Here is a 20,042-nt window from a genome sequence, read left to right on the forward strand (position 1 = left end):
AGGTGAGTAGGGACTACCCGTATCTGCATAGCCCGTTTGGTGCTGCAGCCGGTGCCGAACCCTGGCCGGTAGCCTTCGCACACCGCGGCTTCTCCCCGGCCGGACATGAGAACTCGATGGCCGCCTTCCGCACTGCCATCGAGCTTGGCTACGGGTATGTGGAAACCGACGTGCGTACCACCGCCGACGGCGAACTGATGGTCTTCCACGACGAGAGCCTGGACCGGGTCACGGACGGCTCGGGGCCGATCGCCGAGCACACGCTTTCCCAGCTGCGGCAGGTCCGGATTGGCGGTGTTGAGCCCATTCCCACCATGGAGGAACTCCTGTGCGAGTGGCCGGACCTGAAGATCAATGTGGACGTGAAAGACCGGGCCGGCGGCCCGCTGCTGGCCCGGCTTATCGAGCAGTACAAGGCCCACGACCGAATCCTTGTCACATCCTTCTCGGACCGGCGGCGTCTCGGTGTCTTCCGCGGCCTGACCTTGCCCGCCGCCAGTTCCGGTGGCATCGTAGCGCTGAGCGCGCTGGTGGGTTTGGGCCGCGTGGGGCTGACCCGGGCGGTGGGCCGTGCCGCGCGGATGCATGCCGTCCAGGTGCCTGTGGCCTACGGGCGGTTCCGCGTGGTAACCCCGGCCTTCGTGCGGCGCTGCCATGCGGCCGGGCTGCACGTGCATGTGTGGACGATCAATGAGCGTGATGAGATGAACCGGTTGCTGGATCTCGGCGTGGACGGAATCATGACGGACCGGGCGGATGTACTGGCACAGGTGATGGACGAACGCGGTTTCTGGCCGCAGAGGGAGCAGGCATGAAGGTTTTGGTGGCACCGGATAAGTTCAAGGGCACGCTGTCCGCAGCGGAGGCCGCCCAGGCCATGGCGGAGGGCGTGCTGCGCGTCTACCCCGACGCCGAGGTGCGGACCTTGCCTGTGGCGGACGGCGGTGAGGGGACACTGGAAGCCGCCCTGGCCGCCGGCGCCCAGGAACATACCAGCCGGGTCCGCGGACCGCTGGACAGAGAGGTGACCGCCTCCTGGGCCATGCTGGACCGCGGCGGCATCAAAACCGCGGTGATTGAAACCGCCCGGGCCTCCGGGCTGCTGCTCACCGAGCCCTCCGTCCAGACCGCGCTGGCGGCGCATTCCTATGGCAGCGGGCAGCTGATCGCCGCGGCCCTCGACGCGGGCGCGGAGGAAGTTGTGCTCGGGATCGGCGGTTCCGCAATGACCGACGGCGGCTCCGGTGCCTTGTGCGCGCTGGGCCTGAAGATTTACGACGGCGGGGCGCAGGTTCCGCTCGGCGGGGCCGGCCTGGCTACGGCACACCGGATCGATGCCTCCGGCCTGGACGCGCGGCTGGGCTCCGTGACTGTGCGGATTGCCGCAGATGTGGACAACCCGTTGCACGGCCCGGAAGGCGCAGCGCATGTGTTCGGCCAGCAGAAGGGTGCTGACGCCACGGGCCGGCAGCTCCTGGATGAAGGACTGCAGCGGTGGGCGGAACTGCTGCGGCAGGAGACCGGGGCCGAGGTCAACGTCCCCGGAGCCGGTGCCGCGGGCGGCTTCCCGGCAGGCTTCCTCGGCCTGACCAAGGCACGGCTGGAGCGCGGCTTTGACCTGGTGGCCGAACTGACCGGTCTCGATGCTGCCCTGGACGGCACGGACCTGGTGATCACCGGCGAGGGGTCCATGGACGCGCAGTCGGAATACGGCAAGGCGCCTATGGGCATCGCCGACCGGGCGCACGAGAGGGGAATTCCCGCCGTCGTTGTTGCCGGGAAAATCACCCTGACGGCGGAGCAGCTTGCCGCGCACGGCGTGGAGGCCGCGGTCAGCCTGCTGGACCTTGCCCGCACGCCGGAAGAAGCCTTTGCCCAGGCGGCCAAGTACGTCACCTGGGGTACGCAGCAGGCACTCGAGGGAGCGTAAACCGCGGGCCGTTAGTCCTCGGGGACGGGTTCCGGCGGGAGGAAGCCGTCCTGGCCCGGGTCGTCCTCACGCTCGGGATCCTGCCGGGCTTCGTACTCGCCGTCCGGACTCAGCCCCGGAACCCGCTGCCCGGCGTTGGTCAGGCCGGAGGTGAAGGTGTCGCCGTCGAACTCGGCAGCGGATCCGCGTTCGGGTTCCGTGGCGTTGATGTCCTGGCGAAGGTGCTCGTCCTCGGGGAGGTTCTCTTCTGGTATCTGGGTCATGATTCCAGCCAACCACCGCTGCTGAAAGGGCACAATGGCTTCCGCGTTCCCCGCCGGTACCACGGGCCAAAAAAATTGCGGGGCGGGCCAGTGTGTCGCCGCCGCCGCTTTGGCATGCTTGATCCATGGACGAACAGATCGTCGTACTAGCCGAGGGACCGGGGCTGGATGCGGATCTGCACCTGCCTGCCGGCGCCGGGGGGATGGTGGTTTTCGCCCACGGCAGCGGCAGCAGCCGCCGCAGCGGGCGCAACATCCAGGTGGCCAGGGAGCTGCAGCGAGCGGGACTGGCCACGCTCCTTTTCGACCTGCTGACGGGGGACGAAGAGCGGCGTGATGCGGTGGATGCATCCCTGCGCTTCGACATCCCGTTCCTGACGGACCGGCTGACCGCGGTGGTGGACGAGGTCGTCGTCCGTCCCCCAGTGGCAGGCCTGCCCGTGGGGCTGTTCGGTGCCAGCACCGGCGCTGCGGCTGCACTCGGCACGGCAGCGGCGCGCCCCGGCGTCGTGCATTCAGTGGTTTCCCGCGGCGGACGGCCGGATCTGGCGGCTGAAGCGCTGTCCGAGGTGAGAGCCCCGACGCTGCTTCTGGTCGGATCGCTGGACCGGCAGGTGATTGCCCTTAATGAACAGGCTGCCGCGCGGCTGCCGGCGGAGCACCAGCTGTCCATCATCCCGGGCGCGACGCACCTCTTCGAGGAACCCGGAACGCTGGAGGAAGTCGCCCGCCAGGCCGCCGCCTGGTTTGTCCGGACCCTGCCGCCCGCCCCGGGCTAAGGAAAGCCCGGGGCAGCCGGCGGGCGGCCTATGGCCTCAGCCTTCGTGCCGGAAGCCGAGCTTGATGGTGACCTGCCAGTCCGCAACGGCCCCGTCCTTAAGATGGCCGCGGGTTTCCGTCACCTCGAACCAGTCCATGTTGCGCAGCGTCTTGGACGCCTCGGCTACGGCATTGGCGACCGCTTTCTCCATGCTGTCCGGGGACGTGCCGACGATCTCGGTGACGTTGTAGACGTGGTTGGCCATGCTTCCTCCTTGAAGATGGCCCCAGGACCGGACCCTGAGGCGCGATGTCTGCAACGCTAGTCGTCTTGCCGGAATCGGTCTAGGGTGCCGGCCGCATCGTCAGCCGAGCTTGGACGGTTTTACCCCGGAATCCTCGGCCGCGTCCAGCGGTTCGGTGCCGCGCCACCGGGCGATCGCGCTCATGCCGTGGAAGATCAGCAGCGCGGCGCCCGTGCCCAGGGCGATGCCCTCGAACGTCAGTTCGCCGATGCTCCAGGTGAAGTTGGCGATGCCGACCACCAACGAAACCCCGGCAACCGAAAGGTTGATGGGGTTGGCGAAGTTCACCCGGTTCTGCACCCAGATGCGCACGCCCAGAATGCCGATCATGCCGTAGAGCACGACACCGGCCCCGCCCAGCACACCCGGAGGCACAGTTGCGATGGCCGCGCCGAACTTGGGGAACAGGCTCAGCAGCACCGCGATGACACCGGCCACCCAGTAGGCAGCGGTGGAGTAGACCTTTGAGGCAGCCATGACGCCGATGTTTTCCGCGTAGGTAGTGGTTCCGGAACCACCGCCGGAACCGGCCAGGACCGTGGCCAAACCGTCAGCCATCAGCGCCCGCCCGGTGTAAGGGTCCAGATCCTGTCCGGTCATCGCGGCCACCGACTTCACGTGGCCGATGTTTTCGGCAACCAGCACCAGCACAACGGGGATGAAGAGCCCGACGACGGAAAGATGGAATTCGGGTGCGTGGAAGTCCGGCAGGCCGAACCAGGCGGCATCGTTGATGGAGGAGAAGTCCACCTCGCCGCGGAAGATCGCGGTGACATAGCCCGCCAACACGCCGATCAGGATGGACAGCCGTCCCAGCAGGCCGCGGAAGAGGACCGTGGTCAGCAGGATGGCGGCCACGGTGACCAGCCCGGTGATAGCTCCCTGCTCGAAGTTCAGCTTCGCGGTTGGGGCCAGGTTAAGGCCGATGAGCGCCACGATCGAACCAGTGACCACGGGCGGCATGACCACCTGGATCCAGTGGGTGCCGGCTTTGTGCACAATCAGGCCGACGACGAAGAGCACGGCGCCGGCCATGATGAGACCGCCCAGGGCACCGCCCATGCCGTGCTGGTTCATCGCCGCGCCGATCGGGGCGATGAAGGCGAAGCTTGAGCCGAGGTAGCTCGGCACGCGGCCGGCCGTGATGAGCAGGAACAGGATGGTGCCCACGCCGGAGAACAGCAGGGTAGTCGACGGCGGAAAACCGGTGAGCAGCGGAACCAGGAACGTCGCGCCGAACATCGCCACCACATGCTGGGCGCCGATGCCGATGGTCCGCGGCCAGCTCAACCGCTCCTGCGGAGAAACCACGGACCCCGGTCCGATGCGCTTGCCGTCGCCGTGCATCGTCCAGCCGAGGCCGAGTTTGGTGGAACCGAACGTACCCATGGCGAGTCTCCTGCAGATAAGGGATTTTCTGAGCAAACTTTACCGCCAGCGGCGTTACCCGGCGTCCGCGGCGCAGCTGCTCAAGCGGGTTTGCTGACGCAATGGCCGGCAGCGCGGAAGTGATCGTGACGCAGATCATGTCCTATGGCGGACGGTTCGGCGCCGAAAAAGCGTTGGCACCTTTGGACGCCCTATCCCTACCGAAAGGTCCCCATGACAACCCAGAGCACCGCTGGAATCGCCCTGCAGGACGAACTGGTCCTCGATGCCGCCGCCGCCGACACACTGTTCCTCGAGGGACGCACGGCCAACACCTTCACCGACGAACCGGTCACCGACGAGCAGTTGCGCGCCATCTACGAGCTGGCGAAAATGGGCCCCACGTCCATGAACATCCAGCCGCTGCGCATCACCTGGGTCCGTTCCGCCGAAGCGCGCGAGCGGCTGGTCAAGCAGATGGCGGAAGGCAATCAGGCCAAGACCGCCGCCGCTCCCATGGTGGCCGTCCTGAGCTTCGACACCGAATGGCACGAGCAGTTCCCCGCGCTCTTCCCGCACGCGGCCGAGCGCAAGGCCATGTTCGACGGCAACGAAGAACTCCGCGCCGTGATGGGCAACAACAACGGCCACATGCAGGCTGCCTACTTCGTCATGGCCGTCCGCGCTGTCGGCCTGGCCGCCGGTCCCATGGGCGCGTTCGATGCCGCCGGTATCGACGCAGAATTCCACGAAGGCCTGAACCGCAAGACCTTCATGGTGGTCAATATCGGCAAGCCGGGCGAGAATGCCTGGCACCCGCGCCTGCCCCGCCTCGACTACGAGTTCGCCACCGCCACGGTCTAAGGCCCGGGCTAGGAGATGACGCCGTCGACGATCGCCTTGGCCTCGGCCTGGACCTGCTTCAGGTGGTCTGCGCCCTTGAAGGACTCCGCGTAGATCTTGTAGACGTCTTCGGTGCCGGAGGGGCGCGCGGCAAACCAGGCGTTCTCGGTGGTGACCTTGAGCCCGCCGATCGGCGCCCCGTTGCCGGGCGCCTCGGTCAGCTTGGCGGTGATCGCTTCGCCCGCCAACTCCGTGGCCGAGACATCGGTGGCGGAGAGTTTGCCCAGTGCCGCCTTCTGTTCCCGGCTCGCGGCAGCGTCGATGCGGGCGTACGACGGCGACCCGAACTTCGCGGTCAGCTCACCATAGATTTCGGACGGCGACTTGCCCGTCACGGCCTTGATCTCCGAGGCCAGCAGTGCCAGCAGGATGCCGTCCTTGTCCGTCGACCAGGGCTTGCCGTTGAACCGGACAAAGGACGCGCCCGCGGACTCCTCGCCGCCGAAGACACCTTCGCCCGAGAGCAGGCCCGGGACAAACCACTTGAAGCCGACCGGAACCTCCACCAGCTTGCGCCCGAGATCCGCAGCGACCCGGTCGATGATCGAGGAGGAGACCAGGGTCTTGCCCACGGAGGCGTCCGCCGGCCACTGCGGACGGTGTGTGTAGAGGTACTGGATGGCCACGGCCAGGTAATGGTTGGGGTTCATCAGGCCGGCATCGGGAGTGACAATCCCGTGCCGGTCCGCATCGGCGTCGTTGCCGGTGGCAATATCAAAGGAGGCACCGCCGTCGCGGACCTTGGCGATCAGCGAGGCCATGGCGGACGGTGAGGAGCAATCCATCCGGATCTTTTCGTCCCAGTCGAGCGTCATGAACGCCCACTGCGGATCCACCGTCGGGTTGACCACGGTGAGTTCCAGATTGTGCCGGTCCGCGATCGCGCCCCAGTAGTCCACCGACGCGCCGCCCATCGGGTCCGCCCCGATCCGCACGCCGGCTTCGCGGATGGCATCAAGGTCCAGCACCTGCGGCAGGTCTTCCACGTAGTTGCTCATGAAGTCGTAGCTGCCCACGGCGCCGGAGAGCTGGGCCTGGCCGATGGGAATGCGCTTCACACCGCGCAGGCCGGATTCGAGCAGCTCGTTGGCCCGGTTCGCGATCCAGCCGGTGGCATCCGAGTCGGCGGGTCCGCCGTGCGGCGGGTTGTACTTGAATCCGCCGTCCTGCGGCGGGTTATGGGACGGGGTGATGACAATGCCGTCGCCTTGGGCGTCCGGATGCGCCGCGTTGTGCTTGAGGATGGCATGGCTGACGGCCGGCGTCGGGGTCCACCCGGTCCGCGCGTCCACCCAGACGGTCACGCCGTTGCCGGCGAGGACCTCGAGGGCGGTGTTCTGCGCCGGATCGGACAGGGCGTGCGTGTCCTTGCCGACAAACAGCGGCCCGCTGATGCCCTGGCCGGCGCGGTACTCCACGATGGCCTGCGTAATGGCGGCGATGTGCTCCTCGTTGAAGGAACCTTTGAGGCTGGTGCCGCGGTGCCCCGAAGTGCCGAACGCCACGCGCTGGACCGGATCGCGCGGATCCGGCTTGATGTCGAAATACGCGTCGAGCAGCGCGGTGAGGTCAACAAGGTCGCTGGGTTGGGCCAAGGTGCCCGCACGGTTTGCCATTGCACCAGCATGCCAAACATCGGGCCGCCCTAGTGACTTGGGTTACCGGAAATTCATCAGATTACGACGGCGGCGGTCGCGTCCCTGTTATCCCCAACAAAGTTCTAAGCTAGTAGCGGCAGGCGGCCCGCAGGTAGGCTGTTCTGAGCGGAGCGGATCAAGGGGAGCAGCACCATGTCAGGTACGGACCACGGGCAGCAGCCGCCGTTCAACGATCCCAAACACCCGAGCTGGTACACGGAACCGGGCGCCGCGGGCAATCCGCCGGTCCCGCCGTCTGCGCCTGAAGCCGCCCCGAATCCCTATGCCTTCCAGCCCGGCCCGGGGGCCGAGCCTGCACCGCAGTACAATCCGTACGGCGGGCCCGGCTACAACCAGCAGATGTACTACCAGCCGCAGCCTCAGCCTAAGGGTCTGAGCATCGCCGCCCTGGTCTGCGGGATCGTCGGCGTGGTGACCTTCGGTTTCCTTTTCCTGCCCCAGATCGCCGCCATCGTGCTGGGCCACATCAGCCTGTCCAAAGAGCCGGCGGGACGGGGATTGGCCATCGGCGGGCTGGTGATGGGTTATTTGGTGGCCGGACTCTGGGCGATCCTGCTGTTCTTCGGGGTCATCGGCGCGGCCACCAGCGGTTTCTGACGTCCCGCTCCGGCCCTCGGGCGGCCCGCCCCTAACTGCTGCTTCCTGCTACCGGCGTTGTTACTTGGGTTCGGCCAGCACTCCGGCCAGGTTGTCCAGCGCTCCCGGTACCAGCGAGAAGTAGGCCCAGACACCGCGCTTCTCCCGGCGCAGGATGCCCGCGTCGACCAAAACCTTCAGGTGGTGGGACACCGTTGGCTGCCCAAGTCCCAATGGTTCCATGAGGTCACAGACGCAGGCCTCCGCCCCTTCGCTGGCCGAGATGATCGAGATCAAACGCAGCCGGTTCGGATCCGCCACTGCCTTGAACTGCGCCGCCAGCGCGGCGGCCCGCTCGGCACTCATGACCGGCGCTCCGGCCGGGGTGCAGCACGATGCCTGGTCCTCTTGGATGCGCGGTGACTCAAACTCAGTAACGGAAGCCATGTCATCCATTATGCACAGAGATTGACACTCGTCGATATGTCCCCCCATACTCGGTATCGATACACATCGATTTTCGTCGATGTTTAACTGATCCCCATGCCGAGGAGCTAAGTGAGCACCCCCGTCGCAACGCCCGAAACCGGTCAGGTTACCGCCCGGCTTTCAACTCTTGACCGTTTCCTGCCCGTCTGGATCATCGCCGCCATGGCGGCAGGCCTGCTGCTGGGGCGCTTCATCCCGGGCCTGGCGGGCGCGCTGGATGCGGTCCAGGTGGCGGATGTTTCCCTCCCCATCGCTATCGGGCTGCTGGTGATGATGTACCCGGTGCTGGCCAAGGTCCGCTACGACGAGACCCACCGCGTGATGGCGGATAAGAAGCTCATGATCAGCTCGCTGGTAATCAACTGGCTCGCGGCCCCGGCCTTCATGTTCGCGCTGGCCTGGATCTTCCTGCCGGACCTGCCCGAATACCGGACCGGCCTGATCATCGTGGGGCTCGCCCGCTGCATCGCCATGGTGATGATCTGGAACGACCTGGCCTGCGGCGACCGTGAAGCCGCGGCCGTGCTGGTGGCGATCAACTCGGTTTTCCAGGTCATCGCGTTCGGCGCGCTGGGCTGGTTCTACCTGCAGCTGCTGCCCTCCTGGCTGGGACTGCCCACCACCAGCGCCGAATTCTCTTTCTGGGCCATCACCGTCAGCGTCCTGATCTTCTTAGGGATTCCGCTGCTGGCCGGCTTCCTGACCCGCACGATCGGGGAAAAAGCCAAGGGCCGCGACTGGTACGAGAACAAGTTCCTGCCCAGGCTCGGCCCCTGGGCGCTCTACGGCCTGCTGTTCACGATCGTGCTGCTGTTCGCCCTGCAGGGAGACGAAATCACGTCCAATCCGCTGGACGTCGCCCGGATCGCGCTGCCGTTGCTGGTCTACTTCTCCGTGGTCTTCGGGGCCGGCATGGTGATCGGCAAACTCCTGAACATGGGCTACGCGCGGACCACTACGCTGGCGTTCACTGCAGCCGGGAACAACTTCGAACTGGCTATTGCGGTGGCGATCGGCACCTACGGCGTCACCTCCGGGCAGGCGCTGGCCGGCGTCGTCGGTCCGCTGATCGAGGTACCGGTCCTGGTGGCCCTGGTGTACGTAGCCCTCTGGGCGCAAAAGAAATACTGGCCCGCATCCACCCCCGCACTCTCCGCACCCATCGAAGGAACGACGAAGTAATGACCACCAGCGCCGACTCCACCGCCAAGAAGCCGTCCGTCCTCTTCGTCTGCGTCCATAATGCGGGACGCTCGCAGATGGCCGCTGCCTACCTGACCCACCTGGCCAAGGGCGCCATCGAGGTCCGGTCTGCGGGATCCCAGCCTGCGGACCAGGTGAACCTTGCCGCCGTCGAGGCTATGCGCGAAGAGGGCATCGACATCTCCGCCGAGCTGCCCAAGGTCCTCACCACCGAGGCCGTCAAGGATTCCGACGTTGTCGTCACCATGGGCTGCGGCGACGAGTGCCCGTACTTCCCGGGCAAGCGCTACGAAGACTGGGTGCTGGAGGATCCGGCTGGCAAGGGCGTGGACTCCGTCCGCCCGATCCGGGACGACATCAAGGGTCGGATCGAAAAGCTGATCTCCGAGCTGCTGCCGGCCGCTCATCCGGACGCCAACTAACCACATCGCGATCCACCACGCGGCGCCGGCACAGAAGGACGAACGAATATGAGCAGTGACAAGATCATCATTATCGGTTCCGGTCCCGCGGGCTACACGGCAGCGATCTACGCCGCGCGGGCCGGGCTGGAACCGCGCGTAATTGCCGGCGCCGTCACCGCGGGCGGCGCGCTGATGAACACGACGGATGTGGAGAATTTTCCGGGCTTTCCCGAGGGTATCCAGGGTCCGGAGCTGATGGAGAGCCTGCAGCAGCAGGCGGAGAAGTTCGGCGCGACCATTGAGTACGACGACGTCTCCTCCGTCTCGCTTGAAGGCCACCTTAAAGAAGTGGTCACCGCCGGCGAGAACGTCTACCAGGCGCCGGCGGTCATCCTGGCCACCGGCTCCGCCTACAAGGAACTCGGGCTGCCGGAGGAAAAGAAGTTCTCCGGCCACGGCGTCTCCTGGTGCGCCACCTGCGACGGATTCTTCTTCCGAAACCAGGACATCATCGTCGTCGGCGGCGGGGATTCGGCCATGGAGGAAGCACTCTTCCTGACCCGCTTCGGCAAGTCCGTCACCGTCGTCGTCCGTAGGGATGCGCTGCGGGCATCGAAGATCATGGCGCAGCGGGCGCGGGACAACGAGAAGATCCGCTTCGAATGGAACAGTACCGTTTCCGCCATCCACGGCAACGGCAAGGTCTCCGGCTTGACGCTGACTGACACTATTACCGGGGCGACGCGCCAACTGGCCGCCACCGGGATCTTCGTGGCCATCGGTCACCTGCCGCGGACCGAACTGGTCAAGGGCCAGATCGATCTGGATGCGGAGGGCTATATCAAGGTGGACTCCCCCACCACCGTGACCAGCCAGCGGGGCGTCTTCGCGTGCGGCGACGCCGTGGACCACCGCTACCGGCAGGCCATCACCGCCGCGGGCACCGGCTGCGCTGCCGCGCTCGACGCCGAACGCTACCTCGCCGCACTGGAAGATTCGGACAGTATCGCCACCGCACTCGTTGAGGAGAGCACCCATGCCTGAAAGCACCGGCAGTGAGAACCCGCAACTTCCCATTGCCGTTATCGGCTCCGGTCCCGTCGGGCTCGCCGCGGCGGCACACCTGCTGGAACGCGGCCTGACCCCGGTCATCTTCGAAGCAGGCGACGCACCGGCCGCCGCCGTCGAGGCATGGGGACACGTCCGGCTCTTCTCGCCGTGGCGCTACAACATCGACGCCGCCGCCCGCCGCCTGCTCGCCGGCACCGGCTGGCAGGAACCGGATCCGGAAGCCCTGCCCACCGGCAGCGAACTCCTGGAGCAGTACCTCACGCCGTTGGCCGGGGTGCCCGCGATCCAGAGCACCCTTCACACCGGATCACAGGTCATTGCCGTCACCCGGACAGGTCTGGACAAGACCCGCTCCCGCCGCCGGGAGGAGACCCCGTTCCTGGTCCGCGTCCTGAACAACACCGGGGCCATCACCGATCACCGCGTCCGGGCCGTCATCGACGCCTCCGGCACGTGGAACACGCCCAACCCGCTGGGGCAGGCCGGACTCCCGGCACCCGGAGAAGCGGAAGCCACGGCGGCCGGTTTCATTACCGCACCGCTGCCCGACGCCACCGGCTGCGACCGCGCCCGGTTCGCTGGCAACCACATCCTGGTCGTCGGCGCCGGGCACTCGGCCGCCAACACCCTGCTCGCTCTGGGCGAACTGGCCGCACAGGAACCGGGCACCCGGATCAGCTGGGCCGTCCGCGGCTCCTCCGTCACCAACCTCTATGGCGGAGGGGACCTCGACGGACTGCCCGCCCGCGGTGCTCTGGGCACCCGCCTCCGCACCCTGGTCGAAGCAGGCTCCATCGAGCTGCACACCTCATTCACGATCACCGGCTTCAAGAGCGCTGACTCCCTGGCCGTCCTCGGCGCCACCCCGAACGGCGAGGCGCAGCTGGACGTGGACCTGCTGGTACCGGCCACCGGCTTCCGCCCGAATTTGGACATGCTGCGCGAAATCCGACTCGACCTAGACCCGGCCGTGGAAGCGCCCCGGGAACTCGGGCCGCTCATCGACCCCGAATTCCACAGCTGCGGCACCGTCGAACCGCATGGCGCGAAGCTCCTGTCCCACCCGGAGCCGGACTTCTACATCACCGGCATGAAATCCTACGGACGGGCACCCACGTTCCTGATGGCCACCGGCTACGAACAGGTCCGTTCCATCGCAGCAGCCCTCGCCGGCGACCAGACCGCAGCCGACAACGTCGAACTCGTCCTGCCCGAAACAGGGGTCTGCTCCACTGACCTCGGCGGCAGCTGCGACACGCCGGCCGCGGCCGCGGGCCCGGATGAGGGCTCCTGTTGCGCACCCCCGGCACCGGCCTTCCTAGGCATTCCGACCGGTCTGGCACACGGCCGCTCCGCAGAGCAGGAGAACTAAATGTCCGCCACGCCCAGTGTCCTGTTCATTTGCGTTAAAAACGGAGGCAAATCCCAGATGGCTGCCGGCCTAATGCGCGATCTTGCCCGCGGAACCATTGAGGTGCATTCTGCGGGAACCAAACCCGGCAACGCCATCAACGCGCTCTCGGCGGAATCCCTGGCCGAGCTCGGCATCGACATCACCGCCGAGAAGCCGAAAGCTGTCACCGAGGAAGCGCTGCAGGGTGCAGACGTCGTCGTTACGTTGGGCAGCGAAGCTAAGGTCACGGCACCCGAGGGCACGCGGTACCAGAACTGGGACATCGACGAACCCTCCGTACGCGGCATCGAGGGAATCGAACGGATGCGCCTGGTTCGCGACGACATTCATAGACGGGTACGGGCGCTTCACGCCGAGCTCACCGGCACCCCAGCCGGCAACTGAACCGGCCGGCTTCCATCGCAGCGACACCCGCCGACGCAAGGGGAACAACAGTGCAGGAGACAGAGTTATCGGGCGCAGCCCGGGATGTCGATGTCCTCATCCTCGGCGGAGGGCAGGCGGGCCTCGCCGCCGGGTTCTACCTGAACCGCCTGCGGCGGGACGCGGCCGCCGGAAGGTCCGGCCCGGCCCCGACCTTCGCGATCCTCGACTGCAACGAGCAGCCCGGCGGTGCCTGGCAGCACTACTGGGACAGCCTGGAGCTGTTTTCCCCGGCAGTCTACAGCTCCCTGCCCGGATACCAGATGCCGCCCTGGCAAGGCGGGGGCAACCCGTCCGCGCGCCATGTCGTGGACTACCTGCGCACGTACGAAACCCGCTACGGACTCCCGGTGCACCGGCCTGTTACCGTCACCGCCGTGCAGCACGAGCCCGGCGGCGGATACGCGACGGACACCGATCAAGGGCAATGGACCAGCCGTGCCGTCATCAGCGCCACCGGGAACTGGAACGCCCCCTATATCCCGCAGCTGCCCGGCAGCGGGCTGTTTACCGGGGAGCAGCTGCACACAACCGGTTACCGGGGCCGGGACACCTATGCCGGACTCCGAATCATCGTTGTCGGGGGCGCCAACTCCGGCGCGCAGATCGTGGCGGACCTCGCCCCCGTCGCGGACGTCACCTGGGTCACCCGCAAACCGCCGCACTACCTTCCCGACGACATCGATGGCCGGGCACTGTTCCAGATCGCGACCCACCACGCCCGTGCCGTCGCCAACGGCGAAACCAGCCCCGGTTCGGTAGCCTCCTTCGGCGATATTGTCGCCGTTCCCGCCGTCAAGGCAGCACGCGACGCCGGGCAGCTCAATTCCCGGCCGATGTTCTCCCGGTTCATCCCCGGCGGTGTCCAATGGGACGACGGCGGGCAGCTGGAAGCAGACGTCATCATCTGGTGCACGGGATTCCGGCCCGACCTGCAGCATTTGCAGCCCTTGGACCTGACGACCCGGAACGGCATCCCTGAAACAGGCGAAGACCTGGCCACCCGCTCAACGGATCATCGCAACCTGTTCTTCCTCGGCTACGGAGACTGGTGCGGCCCCGCTTCGGCAACTCTTATCGGCGTCGGCGCCATGGCACGCGACACCGTTAAAGCTCTCGCGCAGTACCTCGACAAAAAGCCTCAGATGCTGGCAGCACTTAACGTGAACGGCGACGGCGCCGCTTAAGGTGAGTTGGAAAACCCACCTCGAGCGGCGCCGTCGTTAGTTGGTCGCAGGTGCAGAACCGGCGCAGGCCGGCGGATCAGGTCCGGGTCAGCGCACGCCGCCCATGATTTTCTTCAGGGACGGTGCCGCAATGGCCAGGGCGACGCCCAGGATGATCGCGGTGACGCCGATGAAGCCGAAGTACGGGGCCTCGTTCGCCGGATCGTAGTAGCCGGCGAGGATGCCGGCCAGTGTGGTGCCCAGCGAGATGGAGAGCAGGAACAGCGCCACCATCTGGGTCTGGAACGCCTTCGGAGCCAGCTTGGTGGAGATGGAGCTGCCGGTGGGCGAGAGGAACAGCTCCGCCATGGTGAACAGGAACAGGATGCCCGCCATCGCCAGCAGCGGGGTGCTGTTGGCGCCGGCGCCGGAGAGCGGGATGAAGGCCAGGAAGGCCAGTCCCATCACGGCCAGCCCGATGGCGAACTTCAGCGGGGAGCCCGGCTGCTTGGGGCCGAGCTTGGTCCAGATCGTGGCGAAGATGCCAGCGAAGATAATGATGAACACCGGGTTGATCGACTGGACCCAGCTCGCAGGCATCTCCCAGCCGAAGAGGTTGCGGTCCAGCTGCTTGTCCGCGTACAGCGCCACCACGGTGAACTGCTGCTGGAACAGTGCCCAGAACGCGGCGGAGCCGATGAACAGCGGAATGAAGGCGTAGACGCGGCCGCGCTCCAGCGGCGTGACCTTCTTGCTGGAGAGAATCACCGCGAAGTAGGCCACGGCGGCAAGAATCGCCAGCCAGGCCATGATCGGGGCGAGGTTCTCCGCGGTGACCAGGCCCAGCGCCACGGCCAGCACTACAACCACCAGGCCGCCGATGCCGATTCCGGCAACCTTGCCGAAGTGGCTGCGCGGCAACGGGTTGGCCACGTGGTGGGATTCCTCGGGCAAGTTCTTGCGGGTCAGCGCGTACTGCGTCAGGCCGATGGCCATACCGATCGCGGCCAGGCCGAACCCGTAGTGGAAGCCGAGCTGGACGTGGGCCAGTCCGGTCAGCAGCGGGCCTACCAGCCCGCCGATGTTCACGCCCATGTAGAAGATGGAGAAGCCCGCGTCGCGGCGCTCGTCCTTCTCGCCGTAGAGCGAGCCGACCAGCGAGGTGGCGGTGGCTTTCAGCCCGCCGGACCCGACGGCCACCAGGACCAGGCCGATGGCCAGGCCGACTGTGCCGGGGATCAGGGCCAGCGCGATGTGGCCGAACATGATCATGATGCCGGAGTAGAAGAGGACCTTTTCGGAACCGAGGAGGCGGTCCGAGACCCACGCGCCGAGGATGCTGGAGAGGTAGACACCGCCGCCGTAGGCGCCCACCAGTCCGGTGGCGATGCCTTCGTCGATGCCCAGGCCGCCTTCGGCGACCGAGAAGTACATGTAGTAGAGGAGGATGCCCTGCATGCCGTAGAAGGAGAAGCGCTCCCACAGTTCTACGGAAAAGAGGTTGGCGAGCATTCGGGGGTGCCCGAAAAATGTCTTACCGCCGGTAGCTTGTGGCCGAGTAGCCGATTGTGAGGTTTGGCTCATTTACTCCATTTTGCCACCGAACTTTATGCATTGTCATATTCTTGGTTGCCTGCTGCAACCGATGGTATTGCGAAATGCCCGCATCCGCGCGGAGATCCGCCCCGGTCAGCGCACGTTTTCGAGCTGCGCGGCGACCGCCAGCAGGACGGCTTCCGAACCGGGTTTTCCCACCAGCTGGACGCCCATCGAATGCCCCCGCGGGGTGGTCAGCACGGGTACGGCGATGGCCGGCAGCCCGCACACGTTGATCATGGAAGTGTAGGGCGAGTACTGGCATTGGCGCATGTAGTCCACCTCGGCGCTGGTGGCGGTGTACCAGCCGACCGGGCGCGGCGTCATGGCCAGTGCCGGCGTGAGCACCAGGTCGTAGGCCCCGAACTGCGCCATCGTGTCTTCCTGGAACCGTGCCAGAATCCCCAGCGCCGCTGCCAGCTCTGCCGGAGATTTTTTCAAAGCACGACGGCGGAAGGCCCGGGTGAGCGGCATCAGCTGCGGTTCGCGGCTGGCCGGCATCCGTAGCTGGGCCAGCGAGGAGGTCCACACGGTGGTGAAGGCGTCCGGATAGCGGTTGTCGTAACGGAAGTCCGCGTCCAGCACATCGTGGCCAAGGCCGGCGAGCAGCCGGATGCCCTGGTCGAACGCGGCCTGGGCCTCGGGCTCGAGCCAGAGCGGGTAGCTGGCGGCAAACGGCGAAAGCGTGCTGGCACCGATCCGGAACCTGCCTTCGGCCCGCAGCGCGGCACGGAGGAAACCGGGCTCCGTCCCGAAGGCCGCGCGGGCGAGCGGCTCGTCCACCATCGCGTCCAGCAGCAGGCCGGCGTCCGCGGCGGTCCGGGCCAGCGGACCTGCGACCACCAGCCGCCCGGCATCCTCTCCGGAGGAACCGGCCGGCACCCGGGCCCGCCCCGGTTTCAGCCCGACCAATCCGGTGGCCGCGGCAGGGATCCGGATGGAGCCGCCGCCGTCGGAACCCGGCGCGAACGGCAGCATTCCCGCCGCAACGGCCGCCGCACTTCCGCCCGAGGAGCCGCCGGGGCTGGTGGCCGGATCCAGCGGGTTGCGCGCGGGCCGGGCAATCCGGTTCTCGCTGTAGGAGGTCAGCCCGAATTCGGGCACCTGGGTCTTGCCCAGGCTGATGGCACCGGCGCTCTGCAGGACGTCCACCAGCGTGTGGTTAGCCGGCGCGGGGACATGGTCAACGGCGGAACTGCCATGGGTGGTGTGCACGCCGGCCACATCGGTCAGGTCCTTGAAGGCCAGCGGCAGCCCGTGCAACCGGGGCAGCTCCTGGCCGCGGGCCTGGCGCTCGTCTGCCTCGCGGGCGGCGGCAAGGGCCTGCTCCGCGGTGACGGTGATGAACGCGCCCAGCTCGGGGTTCAGCGCCTCAATCCGGGTCAGGTAGTGCTCGGTGAGCTCCCGCGAGCCGACTTCCCCGCGGCGGACGGCGTCCCGCTGCTGCAGTGCCGAGAGTTCGTGCAGATCGCTCATGAATGTCAGATGCCCTTCGGTAGCCCGAACCACCATGCTACGACGGCGGGGTACCGGCTCAGATGTCCCGGTTGGTGCTTTCGGGATGCCGGCGGAACACCAGGGCCACGGCCCGCAGCGAGAGGACAAACCCGGCAAAGAGCAGCGTGTAGCCGAAGAACGCGTGCATCCGGACGTTTTCCGTGAGCATTGGACCGGTATCGCTGGCAATGAGCACAATCGCGCCCAGGGTCGCCGCACTGGCCAGCAGCGCCACCACCACCTGCTGGACCAGCGTGTCCAGGAAATGCCGGTCGCGGTTATCGGCCAGCATCCGCACATTCATGGAGAAGCGGCCCTGCTCCAGGTCCTCGGTCAGCTTGTTGATGCGGCGCGGCATGCGGTCCAGCAGCGGCAGCAGCTGCAGCATCCGGCTTTCCAGCTGGTCCTTGAGGTTGCCCGGTTTGAACTGCCGGCCCATGATGCGCTTGCCTTCGGCGCGGGCCGCGGCAACGACGTCGAAATCCGGGCTGATCTGCCCCAGCGTCCCCTCGAGGGCGGCCAGCGCGCGGAAGGCCGCGGCGATCTGCGGCGGCACCGCGAATCCGTGCTGCACCAGGAGATTGAGCAGTACCGAAAACATGCTGCGGCTGCCATGCGCGCCGAACCCGGTGCGGTAGCGGGTCAGCAGCTGGCCGACGCCGCGCTCGAGTGCCCGTTCGTCGAGTTCATCCGGTCGGTCCAGCAGCTCGATCAGGGCGTCCGTAGCGGAAACGCCGTCGTCCTTCTCCACCGCGTACAACAGTGTCCCCAGCGACTGGCGGGTGCCTGGATCCAGCCGCCCAACGGAACCGAAATCCAGCAGGCCGACGCCGCCGTCGGCGCGCAGGAAGATGTTGCCCGGGTGCAGGTCTGCGTGGAACACCCCGGTGTCCACGATCTGGCTCAGCGTGGCCTTGAGCAGTTTTTCGGCGACACCATTGCGCTGGACCGGCTGCATCGCGGCCAGCAGGTGATGGGAGTGGGAGATGGGCAGGCCGTCCAGCTTGTCCATCACCAGCAGGCGGCTGCCTGAGAACTCCTCATAGGCATGCGGGACCAGAACGTCCTCGATGCCGGACTCGGCCAGTGCGGCCGTCACGCTGCGCATGTTCTCCAGCTCCACGCGGTAGTTCAGTTCCTCCCGCAGCGAGTCCGCGAATCCCTGCGCCAGGTTGTTAATGCCCAGCGAGCGGGCCCAGGGCGCGGTGCGGTCCAGCCAGCGGGCCATGCGCAGCACAATGTCGATGTCCCGGCGCACCTGCCGGAGCGCCGAGGGCCGTTGCACCTTCAGGACCACTACCTGCCCGGAGAGCAGCGTGCCCTCGTGGACCTGGGCCACGGACGCCGACGCGAGCGGTTCCGGATTGACCCAGGAGAAGACTTCGTCCAGGTCCCGGCCGAGGTATTTGCCGATGGCGGGCCGGATTGCCGACCATGGTTCGGGCTCGGCGTGGGTCTGCAGTTTGGACAGCTCCCGGATGTACGGCTCGGACAGGACGTCGCGGCGGGTCGAGAGCATCTGGCCCAGCTTCACGAACGTCACGCCCGCCTCGTTCAGGGCCAGCCGCAGGTGCAGCGCCGTTTCTTCCTCGTCGGCGTTCCGGGTGTTGCGCGTCAGCCCGCGCAGCTGCGAACCGAGCCCGTGCTTGAAGGCAATCCGCACCACGTCGGTGTAGCGCTTGGCCCGCTGCCGCCGGGCGCGCCAGCCGGAGAAGAAGCTGGTGAGTTTCGGCAGCGAACCAGTGGGAAAGGCAACTTCCAGCCCTACCAGCACGGCGACGCCGATCGCGAAGACCCACGCCACGGCGAGCACCAAAAACATCAGTACGACGGCGGCCGGAACGTTCAGTTGGCTGCCGTCCACGCTGCCCAGGTCTGCCGCGTCGTAGAGGTATCTGGACATGGCCGAGAAGGACAGAATCATGAACACGCCCACCACCATGGAGCGCGGCCAGCCGACCGGTACGCCGAGGACCCGGCGGGCAATGGTGGCAGCCAGCCAGGCCAGCAGAAGCAGTGTCAGGGCGGCGGCAATGAGCGCGACGGCAGTCCCGAGCCCGGAGACAAAACCATCGCGTAGCAGCTGCAGATCCATACCTCCCCCGTCAGTTCCGCGGCAGGCGCTCTCCGCCTCTCATCCGGCCGGCAGCCGGAACCCGCGGTGTGTGCGTCAGCCCAGGTAGCGCGGCTCGATCGGTTCCTCTGCCGCTACGGCTTCAGGGCCGTCCCCGGCCTTGGCTGTGACCCGGTAGGCCAGTTTGCCCTTGACCTCGGTGACCGCCTCCGAAAGTTCGGTGCCGCGGTAAACCAGCCCCACGCCGTCGTCGGTGCAGTGGGTTTCGCCGAGAGTGCCGCTGCTGACCAACTGGTGGACCAGGGGCCGGCGTTCGGCTTCCGAGTCGTAATGGACACCATTGTCATAGGGAAGCAGCGCCAGGCCGTTGGTGACGGCACGCAGTTCCGGGCCGAACGAATCCGTGGTGCCGCCGCGGAACCAGCAGATGGAACCGGCGGACACACCTGCCAGCACCACGCCCGCTTCCCAGACCTGGCGGAAGATCGTATCCAGTCCGTGGACCCGCCACACGGCCAGGAGGTTGGCCACTGATCCGCCGTTCACCCAGACCACGTCCTGGCCCAGCAGGTGCTCCTCCATGTTGCCGATGTTGGGCATGCTGAACAGGTTCAGATGGGACAGCTCGAAGCCGGCGACCCGGGCGGCCTCGTCGAGTTCGGCCGCGTACCAGCGTTGGTCGCCGCCCGCCGTTCCCAAGTGCGTGATCTTCGGTGCCCGTCCGCTGGCGCCGGATAGCTCGACGGCGTGGTGGACCAGGTGGTTGAACTCCAACCGGGTGCGGGATCCTGCTTTGTAGCCACCCGAAGTGGCCAGAATGGTGGGCTGCTCAGCGGCCATCAGTACCTCTGTCTGGAAGTCTTGTTAAGGTGCACAGCGTGATCCCACTATAGGCTGGAGAGGACGGCAAACAGTCCGTCTTACGACTGATTTCTGCGGAGGT

The 20,042-nt window shown here is 66.8% G+C and carries 20 protein-coding genes; 11 read left to right on the forward strand and 9 right to left on the reverse strand.

The features are described from left to right. The first annotated feature begins 2 nt into the window (after positions 1-2). Positions 3-815 (forward strand): glycerophosphodiester phosphodiesterase, encoded by an 813-nt coding sequence (locus J5251_RS04485; RefSeq protein ID WP_208575331.1) that lies wholly within the window; start codon positions 3-5, stop codon positions 813-815. Further along, positions 812-1,930, forward strand: coding sequence for a glycerate kinase (locus J5251_RS04490; protein WP_208575332.1), 1,119 nt, complete (start codon positions 812-814; stop codon positions 1,928-1,930). Before J5251_RS04485 ends, J5251_RS04490 begins: the two co-directional genes overlap by 4 nt. A gap of 11 nt (positions 1,931-1,941) precedes the next feature. Here the strand turns inward: J5251_RS04490 and J5251_RS04495 are convergent, their stop codons facing one another. Then, positions 1,942-2,193 carry a hypothetical protein gene (locus J5251_RS04495; RefSeq protein WP_208575333.1) on the reverse strand — a complete coding sequence of 84 codons (252 nt, stop codon included), beginning with the start codon at positions 2,191-2,193 and terminating at the stop codon, positions 1,942-1,944. Positions 2,194-2,318: 125 nt separating this feature from the next. Here J5251_RS04495 and J5251_RS04500 point away from each other — a divergent pair, with 125 nt between their 5' ends. Next, positions 2,319-2,972 (forward strand): dienelactone hydrolase family protein, encoded by a 654-nt coding sequence (locus J5251_RS04500; protein WP_139006414.1) that lies wholly within the window; start codon positions 2,319-2,321, stop codon positions 2,970-2,972. 36 nt (positions 2,973-3,008) lie between these two features. On the opposite strand, the gene J5251_RS04505 is transcribed toward J5251_RS04500, so the two are convergent. Beyond that, entirely contained in the window at positions 3,009-3,218 is a 210-nt protein-coding gene (locus J5251_RS04505; RefSeq protein ID WP_139006415.1) for a dodecin, read from the reverse strand. A 99-nt stretch (positions 3,219-3,317) separates the two neighbouring features. Beyond that, positions 3,318-4,646: a uracil-xanthine permease family protein gene (locus J5251_RS04510; RefSeq protein WP_208575334.1), complete on the reverse strand. Its 1,329-nt coding sequence runs from the start codon at positions 4,644-4,646 to the stop codon at positions 3,318-3,320. Positions 4,647-4,859: 213 nt separating this feature from the next. Here J5251_RS04510 and J5251_RS04515 point away from each other — a divergent pair, with 213 nt between their 5' ends. Next, positions 4,860-5,489: a malonic semialdehyde reductase gene (locus J5251_RS04515; protein WP_208575335.1), complete on the forward strand. Its 630-nt coding sequence runs from the start codon at positions 4,860-4,862 to the stop codon at positions 5,487-5,489. Between the two features lie 8 nt (positions 5,490-5,497). On the opposite strand, the gene pgm is transcribed toward J5251_RS04515, so the two are convergent. Beyond that, positions 5,498-7,144 (reverse strand): phosphoglucomutase (alpha-D-glucose-1,6-bisphosphate-dependent), encoded by a 1,647-nt coding sequence (gene pgm / locus J5251_RS04520; protein ID WP_208575336.1) that lies wholly within the window; start codon positions 7,142-7,144, stop codon positions 5,498-5,500. A gap of 174 nt (positions 7,145-7,318) precedes the next feature. Between pgm and J5251_RS04525 the strand changes: the two genes are divergently transcribed. Further along, a complete protein-coding gene (locus tag J5251_RS04525; protein WP_208575337.1) occupies positions 7,319-7,783 on the forward strand; it encodes a DUF4190 domain-containing protein in 465 nt (154 codons plus the stop codon). A gap of 60 nt (positions 7,784-7,843) precedes the next feature. Here J5251_RS04525 and J5251_RS04530 read toward each other — a convergent pair whose 3' ends face one another. After that, positions 7,844-8,209, reverse strand: a complete 366-nt coding sequence (locus tag J5251_RS04530; RefSeq protein ID WP_139006420.1) for an ArsR/SmtB family transcription factor — start codon at positions 8,207-8,209, stop codon at positions 7,844-7,846. Positions 8,210-8,320: 111 nt separating this feature from the next. Between J5251_RS04530 and arsB the strand changes: the two genes are divergently transcribed. The 6 genes from arsB to J5251_RS04560 are packed head-to-tail and all read left to right on the forward strand — an operon-like array spanning position 8,321 to position 13,953. Further along, positions 8,321-9,433, forward strand: a complete 1,113-nt coding sequence (arsB, locus tag J5251_RS04535) for an ACR3 family arsenite efflux transporter (protein ID WP_208575338.1) — start codon at positions 8,321-8,323, stop codon at positions 9,431-9,433. Continuing rightward, positions 9,433-9,876 carry an arsenate reductase ArsC gene (locus J5251_RS04540; protein ID WP_208575339.1) on the forward strand — a complete coding sequence of 148 codons (444 nt, stop codon included), beginning with the start codon at positions 9,433-9,435 and terminating at the stop codon, positions 9,874-9,876. Before arsB ends, J5251_RS04540 begins: the two co-directional genes overlap by 1 nt. Before the next feature lie 48 nt (positions 9,877-9,924). Continuing rightward, entirely contained in the window at positions 9,925-10,902 is a 978-nt protein-coding gene (gene trxB, locus J5251_RS04545) for a thioredoxin-disulfide reductase (RefSeq protein WP_208575340.1), read from the forward strand. Next, positions 10,895-12,301, forward strand: coding sequence for an FAD-dependent oxidoreductase (locus J5251_RS04550; RefSeq protein WP_208575341.1), 1,407 nt, complete (start codon positions 10,895-10,897; stop codon positions 12,299-12,301). Before trxB ends, J5251_RS04550 begins: the two co-directional genes overlap by 8 nt. After that, positions 12,302-12,727 carry a low molecular weight phosphatase family protein gene (locus tag J5251_RS04555; protein ID WP_208575342.1) on the forward strand — a complete coding sequence of 142 codons (426 nt, stop codon included), beginning with the start codon at positions 12,302-12,304 and terminating at the stop codon, positions 12,725-12,727. Positions 12,728-12,777: 50 nt separating this feature from the next. Then, positions 12,778-13,953 (forward strand): ArsO family NAD(P)H-dependent flavin-containing monooxygenase, encoded by a 1,176-nt coding sequence (locus J5251_RS04560; protein ID WP_208575343.1) that lies wholly within the window; start codon positions 12,778-12,780, stop codon positions 13,951-13,953. A gap of 87 nt (positions 13,954-14,040) precedes the next feature. Here the strand turns inward: J5251_RS04560 and J5251_RS04565 are convergent, their stop codons facing one another. The 4 genes from J5251_RS04565 to J5251_RS04580 all read right to left on the reverse strand — a co-directional run bounded on the left by J5251_RS04565 (position 14,041) and on the right by J5251_RS04580 (position 19,939). Further along, positions 14,041-15,516, reverse strand: coding sequence for a peptide MFS transporter (locus J5251_RS04565; protein WP_208575344.1), 1,476 nt, complete (start codon positions 15,514-15,516; stop codon positions 14,041-14,043). Positions 15,517-15,621: 105 nt separating this feature from the next. Next, entirely contained in the window at positions 15,622-17,004 is a 1,383-nt protein-coding gene (locus J5251_RS04570) for an amidase (protein WP_208575345.1), read from the reverse strand. 58 nt (positions 17,005-17,062) lie between these two features. Further along, a complete protein-coding gene (locus J5251_RS04575) occupies positions 17,063-19,120 on the reverse strand; it encodes an ABC1 kinase family protein (protein WP_208575346.1) in 2,058 nt (685 codons plus the stop codon). A 75-nt stretch (positions 19,121-19,195) separates the two neighbouring features. After that, positions 19,196-19,939 (reverse strand): peptidase E, encoded by a 744-nt coding sequence (locus J5251_RS04580; protein WP_208575347.1) that lies wholly within the window; start codon positions 19,937-19,939, stop codon positions 19,196-19,198. Between the last annotated feature and the right edge of the window lie 103 nt (positions 19,940-20,042).

The sequence above is a fragment of the Arthrobacter crystallopoietes genome, assembly GCF_017603825.1.
Classification (GTDB): Bacteria; Actinomycetota; Actinomycetes; order Actinomycetales; family Micrococcaceae; genus Crystallibacter; species Crystallibacter crystallopoietes_B.